General features: G+C 33.7%; 10 protein-coding genes and 2 other annotated features. All 10 genes read right to left on the reverse strand.

Annotation, left to right across the window (positions count from 1 at the left end; all coding sequences use genetic code 11):
- Positions 1-463: 463 nt before the first annotated feature.
- Positions 464-979, reverse strand: a complete 516-nt coding sequence (locus tag MWH28_RS06980; protein WP_248618597.1) for a hypothetical protein — start codon at positions 977-979, stop codon at positions 464-466.
- Between the two features lie 319 nt (positions 980-1,298).
- Entirely contained in the window at positions 1,299-3,695 is a 2,397-nt protein-coding gene (gene pheT / locus MWH28_RS06985) for a phenylalanine--tRNA ligase subunit beta (protein WP_248618598.1), read from the reverse strand.
- Positions 3,696-3,759: 64 nt separating this feature from the next.
- Entirely contained in the window at positions 3,760-4,779 is a 1,020-nt protein-coding gene (pheS, locus tag MWH28_RS06990) for a phenylalanine--tRNA ligase subunit alpha (protein WP_248618599.1), read from the reverse strand.
- Positions 4,780-4,843: 64 nt separating this feature from the next.
- Positions 4,844-5,108, reverse strand: a binding site (T-box leader).
- A gap of 55 nt (positions 5,109-5,163) precedes the next feature.
- The gene (gene rlmB, locus MWH28_RS06995) at positions 5,164-5,958 is read right to left on the reverse strand and encodes a 23S rRNA (guanosine(2251)-2'-O)-methyltransferase RlmB (RefSeq protein WP_248618600.1); all 795 of its coding nucleotides are present in this window, start codon (positions 5,956-5,958) and stop codon (positions 5,164-5,166) included.
- Positions 5,959-6,047: 89 nt separating this feature from the next.
- The gene (gene rplT / locus MWH28_RS07000) at positions 6,048-6,401 is read right to left on the reverse strand and encodes a 50S ribosomal protein L20 (RefSeq protein ID WP_248618601.1); all 354 of its coding nucleotides are present in this window, start codon (positions 6,399-6,401) and stop codon (positions 6,048-6,050) included.
- A gap of 29 nt (positions 6,402-6,430) precedes the next feature.
- Positions 6,431-6,628 (reverse strand): 50S ribosomal protein L35, encoded by a 198-nt coding sequence (rpmI, locus tag MWH28_RS07005; protein WP_248618602.1) that lies wholly within the window; start codon positions 6,626-6,628, stop codon positions 6,431-6,433.
- Positions 6,629-6,680: 52 nt separating this feature from the next.
- Positions 6,681-7,271 carry a translation initiation factor IF-3 gene (gene infC / locus MWH28_RS07010; RefSeq protein WP_345894755.1) on the reverse strand — a complete coding sequence of 197 codons (591 nt, stop codon included), beginning with the start codon at positions 7,269-7,271 and terminating at the stop codon, positions 6,681-6,683.
- A 154-nt stretch (positions 7,272-7,425) separates the two neighbouring features.
- Positions 7,426-9,339, reverse strand: a complete 1,914-nt coding sequence (gene thrS, locus MWH28_RS07015; RefSeq protein ID WP_248618603.1) for a threonine--tRNA ligase — start codon at positions 9,337-9,339, stop codon at positions 7,426-7,428.
- A 600-nt stretch (positions 9,340-9,939) separates the two neighbouring features.
- Positions 9,940-10,165, reverse strand: a binding site (T-box leader).
- 54 nt (positions 10,166-10,219) lie between these two features.
- Complete coding sequence (locus MWH28_RS07020) at positions 10,220-10,819, reverse strand: DUF445 domain-containing protein (RefSeq protein WP_248618604.1); 600 nt, start codon at positions 10,817-10,819, stop codon at positions 10,220-10,222.
- A 69-nt stretch (positions 10,820-10,888) separates the two neighbouring features.
- A complete protein-coding gene (gene ytxC / locus MWH28_RS07025; protein ID WP_248618605.1) occupies positions 10,889-11,782 on the reverse strand; it encodes a putative sporulation protein YtxC in 894 nt (297 codons plus the stop codon).
- Positions 11,783-12,094: the final 312 nt, after the last annotated feature.

Genomic DNA, 12,094 nt, shown 5'->3' on the forward strand with positions numbered 1-12,094 from the left:
TTCTTCAATTTCTGACGCTTTCTCAAGCGACATTTAATATACTATCAAATTCGTTCTTGTTTGTCAAGAACTTTTTTAAGTTCTTTTTTGTTGCCAAATTTCCTTTTGTTGCGACAACATCAAATAGTATATCACTCTCTTTCAAACTTGTCAAGAAAAAATTAAAACTTTTCTGTCTCGACTAGCACAACTAATAATTTAACATATTAGTTCAAACTTGTCAAGAAAAGATTAAATTTCTATATTTCTTGCAAGCGACAATTAATAGAATAACATTTGTGACCTGATCTGTCAAGTATAAAATGATCTTTTTTTAGATTTATAAATTACAAGTTGAAGTGTATAGTTTCTCTGAAAAATCTCTACTATATATAATACCCCTAAACCATCTTTCAGTCTCCCCAAATATTATTTATATTTAATTTGGAGAGATTAACCTAGTTATCAATTAACCCCTAAAGATTTATAACTTAGCATAAGGTTTTTCATTAAAGACTAATTTATATACTTCTTCTCCTTTACATTGTTGCAATATAATTTCTATTTTTTCAAGATCAGCTGAATCTTTTGATTTTACAGTTATACAATAACTTTTATCATACATTTTATTATGCAACATCTTTCTTAGTTCAAAACGAATTTCTGGATAATTAAGAGTAGTTTGATTTTTTAATCTAATTTTTTTAAAATAAATAATTATGTTTTTGATTTTATCAAATGCTAATTTAGAGCCATCATCATCTTTTACTATAAGCACATCATATTTTTTATTAAGTTTTTCCGCTCTTTGAAAAAACTTATCTGTGAAATCAAAGAAATAACAAGTAAAGACTACAAAGGAGAACAAAAGATAAATATTAATATTAGCACTTAATAGTTGTATAAGTGTTTGCATAAGAAAGATTATCATTGCAATTATTCGAAGATAATCTTCAAAGAAAATAGTTATTTTCTTATTTAACCTCCTTATCAGCTCCATTAGCACCACTCCCATTTCAATTGACAGTTTAAAACTCAAAATATCAGAATTAAAACACCAAAAACATCAATCTTTAACATCTATATAAATTGAATTTAACTTTTTTACCCAAATCCTTCGATTTTAAAAGAACTTAAGTAAATTAAATTGAAAGAAACCAGGTATTTAAAAAGCTCGGATTATATATAATCCGAGCTTTTAATGATCAAAAAAACCTGCTTACATATTATATTATATTAAATCTTAAGTTTCAAATGTTTTTATTTTAACTATTTTTCAAAAACTAATTATCTTTTATTTATTTTTGACCTCTGCTCCTTCACTGTCTAATCTTAGCACCTAACCTTTGATCTAGCTCCTCTTCTATCTTAGCTTGAACTTGATTAACCTCTTCATCAGTCAATGTTCTTGTGGCTACTCGATAATTTAAAGAATAAGCTAAGCTTTTATGTCCTTCCGGAACTTGCTCGCCTTGATATAGATCAAATAATTTAATCGACTCTAAAATCTGATCTCCAATCTCTAAAATAACATCCTTAATCTCTTGATTAGTAACTTCTTCTTTAACAACCAAAGCAATGTCTCTTGTTAAAGCTGGATACTTCGGCAGTTGGCTATATTCTCTAATATCAGTTGCCGCTTTAACAATAGCTGAAAAATCTAGTTCAAAGACTGTAACTCGCTGATTTAAATCATAATTATCTAATACTTCAGGGTGCACTTCACCTAAGTACCCTATCATCTCACCAGCAACCTCTAATTTTGCTGTTCTACCTGGATGCAAACTCGGATGCTCATTCGCTACAAAATTAACCTCCTCTATACCTAAACTAGCAAAATAATCTTCCAAAATACCTTTTAAATAAAAGAATCCAGCAGCATCTAAGTTCCAACTATCGATTAAACCTTCTTTAAGTACTGCAGCTGATAATTTTAACTCTTCTAATGGTAGTTCCTGTTCAACTGTTGGGATAAATACCTTTCCTAATTCAAAGATACTTACCTCTTCAACATTACGATTAAGATTAAGTTGGATATTTTCTAATAAATTAGGAAGTAAGGTAGTTCTCAACACGGAGTAATCCTGACTAATTGGATTACCTAATTTAACTACTTCTCGTAATTGACTATCCTCTGGTAGGTTGATTTGATCAAAAGCAGTTGGACTAATAAAAGAATAATTTTGTACTTCAAATAAACCTAGATCAGTCAAGATATTCCTCGTTCTATCTTCAATCTTTTGGGGCCAAGTCTTTTTCCCTTGAATAATATCCCCAGTTGGTTTAATTGGCTCTATTTGATCATAACCATAACTTCTTGCAACCTCTTCTACTAAATCAATCTTTTGATTAATATCAACTCGATAGGTAGGAACTTTGACAGTTAATTCTTCTGCTCCTTCAACTTCAAAATTCAATTTTTCTAATAAATCCTTAATATCTTCAGCTGTCAAGTCAACACCTAACAACTTCTTTACTCTCTTGGGGTTTAATGTAAACACTTCTTCTTCAACTTCTGTAGGATAAAGATCTATAATTCCATTGATTACTTGCCCCCCACAAATTTTAGCGATCAATTCTGTTGCTCGTTCTAAAGCAACATCAGCTAAATTAATATCTACCCCTCTTTCAAATCGATGTGAAGCATCACTATGAATCCCTAACTTTTTGGCAGTACTTCGTACCACTCCAGGAACAAAGTTAGCACTTTCTAAAAAGATAGTAGTCGTCTGCTGGTCAACTTCACTATTCAAACCCCCCATTACTCCTGCTAAACAGATCGGTTTTTGATCATCAGCGATTACTAACATTTCTTCATCTAATTCTCTCTGTTGATCATCTAAAGTAACTAGTTCTTCCTCAGAGTTAGCTCTTCTAACTACAATCTTTTGTCCTGCTATCTGCTCATAATCAAAAGCATGTAATGGTTGCCCTAACTCCATTAAAACAAAGTTGGTTACATCAACTATATTATTGACCGGTCTAACCCCTATCGCTTCTAATCTCTTCTTTAACCACCTTGGAGAATCTTTAACTTCTACTCCAGTAATGATTCGTCCAGCATAACGAGGTGCTAGTTCATCATCTGCAACCTCTACCTTAACCCAATCTTTAATCTGCTCTTCAATCTCTTCCACTTCAGCTTCTGGCATCTTTACTTCAGTTCCTGCTAAGGCTGCTACCTCTCTAGCTACTCCAACCATACTCAAACAATGAGCATAGTTAGGTGTTAAGTCTAATTCGATAATAATATCATCTAATCCTAACTCCTCAACAAGCTTATTTCCTACTTCAACATCTTCTGATAAGATAAAAAGACCATCTACTCCATCATCAGCTAGCTTCAACTCATCTGTAGAACACATCATCCCCCAAGATCTTACTCCTCTTAGTTCAACCTCTTTAATCTCCATCCCATCAGGCATTACTGTACCTACAGGAGCAACAGGAACCTTATCTCCTATCTCCATATTAGTTGCTCCACAAACAATCTGTAACTCTTGTTGAGCAATATCAACCTTACAGACCGATAATTTATCCGCATTTTCATGTTCAGCTATATCCTTAATTTCACCTACTACTATATCGGTAATTTCCTCTCCTTGATACTCTACACCATCTACTTCTAAACCAGCCAAAGTTAGCTGATGGGCCAACTCCTCTGGCGTATAATCAAAATCAACATACTCTTGTAACCAATTATATGAAACCTTCATCTTAATCCTCCCTTACATTATGTAATTTCAAGTCTTTTATTCAACTATTCTACGGTACTTTTTATCAAAATTGACTTAAAAATTTCAGATCATTATCATAAAGCAATCTAATATCATCAATTCCATACTTCAACATCGCAATCCGTTCTACTCCCATCCCAAAAGCAAATCCACTATATTCTTTAGAATCTACCCCAGACATCTCTAGAACATTAGGATGTACCAGACCAGACCCTAAAATTTCTAACCAACCTGTTCCTGAGCAGAGCTTACAACCATCTCCATCGCATTTAGCACAAGAGATATCAACCTCAGCACTTGGCTCAGTAAACGGGAAGTAACTCGGTCTAAATCTAACCTCTCGATCTGCTCCAAATAACTCTTTACTCAACTGAATCAAAATTTCTTTCAAGTGAGCAAAAGAAATATCTTGATCAATCATTAATCCTTCTACCTGATGAAAGACTGGCGTATGAGTAGCATCAATCTCATCAGAACGGTAGACTCGCCCTGGAGCAATAATCCTGATTGGTGGTTCTTGCTCTTCTATTGTCCTAACCTGAACTGAAGAGGTATGAGTCCGTAATAATCGCTCCCCTGCAATATAAAAAGTATCTTGCATATCACGAGCAGGATGATTGTCTGGAAAATTTAAAGCTTCAAAGTTATAATAATCTGTCTCTACTTCTGGCCCTTCAGCAATCTGAAAACCCAATCCCAAAAAGATCTCCTTAATCTCATCAAAGACTAAAGTCAAAGGATGCTTTCTAGCCACTCCTTGCTTTTGACCTGGTAGAGTAACATCAATAGTTTCAGCAACTAATTGCTTATTTTTAGCTGCTACTTTTAATTTCTCTTCTTGAGTAGCTATTAAGTTAGTTATTTTACCCTTTAGTTGATTAGCTAACTTTCCTACTACAGGTCTCATTTCAGGGGCCAAATCCCCCATCCCCCTTAAAATCTCTGTCACTGCTCCTTTTTTACCTAAATAATTAACCCGCAACTTTTCTAATTGCTCTAATGAATCAACATTCTCAATTGCAGAAGTTGCTTCTTGTTCAATTTCCTTTAATTTATCCTCCATCATAAATCCTCCTTAATCTAATTTATTTATATCTCCAAATAAAAAAATCCATCTCTTTCTCCCAGCTAAGGACGAAAGACAATGGATTATCTTCGCGGTACCACCTTAATTAATCCATCAACTACTAATTAATCTCCACTAACTAATTAATAACTAATTGATAGATTATCTCTAACTTCTAATAACGGTAGAAGACCGACCTAACCTACTTTATAGTTCAGTTAGTAGCTCCAGAGTGAATTTCACCTAATTTAATGAAGATACTTTCAGCTTAGAATACCTTCTCTCTTAAAGTCACTAGATTACTTAAACTCCTTCAACACCTTAAGCATAATTTACTTTGCTTTGAATTATATCACACTTCCCTACCCTTGACAAGTTAAATTAACCCAACCTCTGCCGTACAGCTTCATAAATAATTATCCCTGTTGCCATTGCTACATTGAGTGATTCTGCTTTTCCAGCCAAAGGAATCTTAATCTTTTTATCCGCTGCAGCTAATAGTTCTTCTCGCGGGCCAACCCCCTCATTACCAACAATAATAGCAGTTGAATTATTATAATCGACATTAAAATGATAGTCTTCTCCAGCTAAATCAGCTACAATTAATCTAATCTGCTCATCTTTTAAGTCCTCTATCAACTTATCTAAATTATCTTCCCTCAAGATAGGAACTCTAAATAAAGAACCCATCGTAGCTCGAATCGTCTTTTGATTATATAAACTAACCGTACCTTTAGTCGTAATCACTCCATCAACCCCTGCTGCATCGGCAGTTCTAATAATCGTTCCTAAATTCCCAGGATCCTGTACTCGATCTACAATTAAAAGCAATCGATTAGAACCACTTAAGATCTGTTGATCATAGTTAACCTTCTTAACAATTGCTAAAATCCCCTGCGGTGAAACTGTATCAGCAACCTGTTGTAATAGATCATCTGTTAATTTAATCAACTCGATCTGACTATCCTCTAGTTCATCTAATAACTCCTGCCCTCTCTTATTTCTTAATAAATAATCTGAATAAAAGATAGTCTCCAACCCTACTTGCTCTTGTAATGCCTCTTCTATAATTCTAACTCCTTCTAAAACAAACTTATCTTCTTGACGACGATACTTTTTTTGATACAAAGACCGTAAGTACTTAACTTTATCATTTTTAAGACTTGAGATTTTCACTAGCTAACCCCTCTTCTTTAGTATTCCCTTAATTAATAAAAGTAAACATAAAAAGAGCCTAAAGCACCAGCTTTAAGCTCCTCTTATTATTATAAGTTTTCCTTAGCTAAATCAACTAATTCAGCAAAACTATCTTGATCATTTACTGCTAAATCTGCTAACATCTTTCGATTAATATCAACATCAGCTTGCTTTAAACCATGAATAAATCTACTGTAAGACATACCTTCTTGTCTAGCTGCAGCATTGATTCTAGTAATCCATAGCTTTCTAAAATCTCTCTTTTTCTGTCTTCTATCTCGATAAGCATAGTGCAAAGACTTCATTACCTGCTCAGTAGCTGGTCGATATAACTTACTTTTAGCTCCAAAATATCCTTTCGCTAACTTTAATACTTTCTTTCTTTTTTTACGTCTTCTATTACCTCTTTTAACCCGTGGCATTTAGATACCCTCCTTTTCTGATCTTCTATTTATTCATATGGTAATAATTTTTCAACTCTTTTTTGATTACCTTTATCCACTAGTGCATCTTTACTCAGTTTTCTCTTTCTATTACCACTCTTTTTTGTCATCAAGTGACCTTTATATGCTTTTTTACGCTTAAATTTGCCTTTACCAGTCTTTTTAACTCTCTTTTTCATTCCTTTATGCGTCTTCATCTTCCCCATGAGATATTCCTCCTCTCACTATAATTAGTTACCAGATTATATGTTCGATAAATTACTTATCACTCTTTGGAGTTATAAACATAATCATATTTCTACCTTCCATACTTGCTTTACTTGAAACCCGTCCTAGATCTTTAACCTCTTCTGCTAATTTATCCATCAATTCATAACCAAGTTCTTTATGAGTAATCTCTCTACCTCGGAAACGAATTCTGACCTTAACTTTATCTTTATTATTAAGAAAGCGCTTAGCCATATCAACTTTAACATTAAAATCATGCTCTTCGATTTTAACGCTCATTTGAACCTCTTTAGTCTTCATCACATTCTGGTTCTTTTTGGCTTCTTTAGCTTTCTTGGCCTGCTCATATTTATACTTTCCATAATCCATAATCTTACAAACAGGTGGCTTAGCATTAGGAGCTACCTGAACTAAATCCAATCCTTTCTCCTTAGCAATGCTTACCCCTTTCTTCAACGGCATAACCCCAATTTGTTCTCCTTCATTATCAACAACTCTAATCTCTCTAGCACGAATCCGATCATTGACCTTCAAATCAGTACTAATTTTATATACACCTCCTGAAAATTTTAAAAAGAAAAACAGATGGTCTATAGTAGACCATCCGCTAAATTGACACATCAAAACATAGATTCCCCTAAGGAATCTATCCTTGAGCAAATATTAACCCAAAGCTTACTAACTTTAGGTGAGAAGCGGATGACTTCTACTTTATTATTCTTAAGTAGTATATCACATCTCTATTAAGACGTCAAGCAGAGAATTAACTACTTTTTTATACTTTTTTTTCTATTTTTTCTAATAGATCATTCTTAAATTCTTCAACCTTAACTGCTCCTAAATCTCCCTCACGCCGTTCGCGAACTGATACTGTACCTGCTTCTATTTCATCATCCCCAACAATCAACATATAAGGAATCTGTTGTACTTGAGCTTCTCGAATCTTATATCCTACCTTCTCTTGACGACTATCAACCTCAACTCTAATTCCTGCTTCCTCCAATTCTTCCTTAACTTGATAAGCATAATCGAGTTGATCATCAGTAATTGGAATTATTTCCGCTTGAATAGGGGCCAACCATGTTGGGAAAGCTCCTGCATAATGCTCAATCAAAATTCCCATAAATCGCTCCAAACTACCAAGGATAGCACGATGGATCATAACTGGGCGATGTTCTTCTCCATCTTGGCCGATATAAGTTAAATCAAAACGCTCTGGCATCTGGAAATCCAACTGAATAGTTCCACACTGCCAACTACGTCCTAAACAATCCTCTAAGTGGAAATCAATCTTTGGCCCGTAAAATGCTCCATCACCCTCATTGACCTCATAATCTAAATCATTAGCAAGAATTGCCTCCTTTAAGGCACTAGTAGCTTGCTCCCACAACTCATCAGAACCCATTGCCTTATCTGGCTTAGTACTCAACTCTACATTATACTTAAACCCAAAAGCATTATAAATAGTATCAACCAACTTAATAACTCCACTCAATTCATCCTCAATCTGCTCAGGCAAACAATAAATATGAGCATCATCCTGCGTAAAGTTTCTAACCCGCATCAAGCCATGTAAAGTCCCAGAACGCTCATGGCGATGCACCAAACCTAACTCTCCTAATCTAATCGGTAGATCACGATAACTACGCATTCTATCCTTATAAACTAAAATTCCTCCCGGACAGTTCATCGGCTTAACAGCATAATCTTGCTCATCAATCTCAGTAAAGTACATATCATCCCGATAATGATCCCAATGACCAGACTGCTCCCACAACTCTTGATTCAAAATAATCGGGGTCTTAATCTCTTCGTAACCGGCTTTGCGATGCTCTTCCTTCCAAAAATCTATTAACTGGTTTCTCACAACCATTCCTTTAGGATGGAAGAATGGAAATCCTGGTCCTTCTTCATGTAAGCTAAATAAATCTAATTTTTGACCTAATTTACGGTGATCTCGTTTCTTAGCTTCTTCTAAACGATGAAGATGCTCTTCTAAATCAGACTTCTTAGTAAATGCAGTACCATAAATTCTTTGTAGCATCTGATTATTCTCATCGCCTCGCCAATAAGCACCTGCTAGATTCAATAATTTAAAGGCATTTGTCTTTAACATTTTAGTGCTAGGTAAATGAGGACCTCGACAAGGATCAATAAATTCACCTTGTTGGTAAAAACTTACTACTTCATCCTCCATCTCCTCAATCAATTCTACTTTATAGTCCATTCCTAATTCCTTCATCTTCGCAATTGCTTCTGCTTTAGAAAGTTCTACTCTTTCTATCTCATAACCCTCTTTAATAATCTCTTTCATCTCTGCTTCAATCTGCTCAAAGTCATCCTCTGATAATCTTTTTTCCAGATCAAAGTCATAATAGAAACCATCATCAATCGTTGGCCCGATTGCCAATTGAACATCATCAAACAATCGAACCAATGCCTGGGCCAACACATGAGCAGCAGTATGACGATAAATATCCAACCCATCTTCAGAATCAATTGTAATAATCTCTAGCTCAACATCTTCTTCAATTTGATAAGCTAAATCAACTTCTTGACCATTTACCCTTCCTGCTACCGAAGCCCTTCCTAGTCCTGGGCCAATATCAAAAGCTATCTCTTTAATAGTAACTCCTTGTTGATACTCTCTACTTGAACCATCTGGTAATGTAATCTTAACTTGACTCATTAATAACCCTCCCTTTTATGAATATCAGTATTGATATTAAGTTTAACTTTTAAAATTACAATCTTAAAATATAAAACCTAAAATTAATTTGGAGGTGGCTAAAAATCAGCCTTTCCTCGACTAACTTTTTTTACTGTAAAAAAAGTCAGGAAAAAAAGCTAAAAAACAGGGGAAAATTAAACTCGCTACCCAAGCTAACTCTTTGCTTAAAATTAACTCTATTACCCAATATTTAAATATTTAATTACTTCTCAGTAAATTAAATATAAATTTATGCTTAGCTCAGACAGGAATTTTCCTAAAATCTAACTAACTATAAAGCATGAGGGGTGTTTCGCAGTGACATCTAGATTTTTTCGTTTAGCTTCTTGATAAGTCGAGAAATAAATAAGAGTATGAATTAGCTAATTTTCCTACTTTTAAATTAGCTTGCTCTTATTTATTCGCAGACGAATCTTAGAAGCTCAGAAAAAATCTTTCAAAACGAGAAATGCCCCTCATGCTTCACATCAAAAGTTACACATAATTGTAGTTAAGCTTCACTTTTTAATTCCCAATCGCTAATCATTATCCCACAAATAAAAAAACCCCCATCTCCACTTTAGAGACGAAGGATTCGCGGTTCCACTCTAATTCAAACCTATATGTAAAATATAGATTTAATCTCAGCTAAAATAACGGCTTATTCGCCGGATCGCCCTACTTACTTTCAGGGATCAACTCCGAGGTGGTTTTCAGGCAACTATCCTTAAGGGACTTCCAGCTTATAATCCCTTTTCTCTAGTAAAGATAAAATCAACCTACTCTTCCTCATCACAGTCTTTATCATATTAAACTACTTAAAATTATAATTAGAAATAGATACAATGTCAAGAAAAAATTAAAGATTAATTACTATTAAGGCTTGTCCTACTCCCACAATAAATCCTAAGATCCCACCTAAAACCTCTATATGCTTTAACTCTTTAGCTGCAATCTTTAGAACTAACTCCTCTAATTCCCGCATATCAAAGGAACTGACCTGTCTCTCAACCAATTGAGCTATATCAGTTTCATTGACTATCTTATTCTTTACCTTTTCTAACATGTTTTCAATTTCAGGATCTAAATCCTTCTTAACCATCTCTTTTAAGAAATCAATGATCATTACTTGAAAGTTTTCGGGAATAAACGGTGGAATCCGCTCTTTAGCTTTTTCATCTACCACCTCTAAGATCCTTGCCTTGATTTCATCCTTAACTTCTAACCCTGTCAACTCTTTTTCTAACTCTTCTTTAGGTAATAGCTCTTCTTCTACAATTTCCCCAACTCTTTTAGCTAACTCCTTACTTCTTTTAGGTAATAATCCCTGAATTTTAAAGCCGAGTACAGGAATCTCTACTGGATCATAAGGTTTGAAGATCAACTTAATAGCCAATAAATTAGTAACCCAACCAATTACTGCTCCTATTACTGGTAAAAACCATAATCTTAAAATCATAGTAACTCCCCTTATTATCATATTTAAATCAACTTTATTATACAATTTTCTTCTAAAGTTGACAAGGGGTTATTCTAATTCATTTAAACTATCTATTTCACAATACTTACATCCCATGCAAATACAAACCCGCTCAGCAAAAATCCCTTCTATTGTTTCTACTGCCTCTGCAGGTTCTTTAAAATGAAGAACGATCTCTTGAGGAGCTAAAGTAATTAACGCACTGATCAATAAATCTTGATAATCTAAATCTTCCTCCATCAAGTTTAATATATCATCATCTAAGTAACTATTTTTAAGAACTGTACCAAATTGATTTAAGAACTCAAATTTATTTTGCTCAGTTTTAACTACATTTATTAGCTCAATTTTAGGATCCTGATTTTCAACAAAATGCTTTAAAAGATAAACAAACTCTTCATACTCCCTTTCTACAGCCAAATCATTAACTGCCTGATCAACTGCTAATTGTAACTCACTTATATATTCCCCTAATCTAAAGCGGACAAACCCTTCCAAAATAATTACATCTTTAATCGTTAAATAATCAACTATCTCCAGTAAAATTCTATTTTTACGCTGGATTTGAGAAATTATTGCTCCATCATCTTTACTTTCTAAATAATTTAACCTATCACTAGCTAACTCTATTAGCTTCTTCTCATCCTCTGGTGTAAAATGTTGATAATTTCTCTTTAAAATCTTATGTAATAAATCCTCTTCAAATCGATTAATAATTAAATCAGATAAGATATTAGCTATATATTCTCTGAAGATAGCCACTTCATCTTCAAAATTATTATTTTCTGTAACTAGCTTACAGTTAAAGATGATAGCATCTCCCTGTTTTTCTTCATCTATTTCAATTATAGTACCATCTTCTTTCAAAATATCTATTTCAAAAAGTAACCTCTCTCGCAAAAAGTCACTATACTTTTTCGTTTCAATCCTAATTAAAGACATTTAACCACTCCTTAACCTTTAATCTATTATAGTATATGTTAACCTTATTTTTTATATTCTCATCCAGCAATCTAAACTATAAGTCTCTAACTTTACAATAAAATTTGAACGATTATAACTAGAAATAAAAAAAGCTGCCTTTATGGCAACATTTTCTTAATCGTTATTCTCGAATATAAAAACACTCTCTCTTTTATCGCTTCTTTGGTTTTGACTTCTGTTTCCTCAACAATTTGAGCAATAGAACTATTAAGATTTTCCTCGATAAACTCCTTCACTTTTTCAAATAATAGATCAGCACATCTATCACAA

This window comes from Natroniella sulfidigena (assembly GCF_023223645.1).
Lineage (GTDB): Bacteria > Bacillota > Halanaerobiia > Halobacteroidales > Halobacteroidaceae > Natroniella > Natroniella sulfidigena.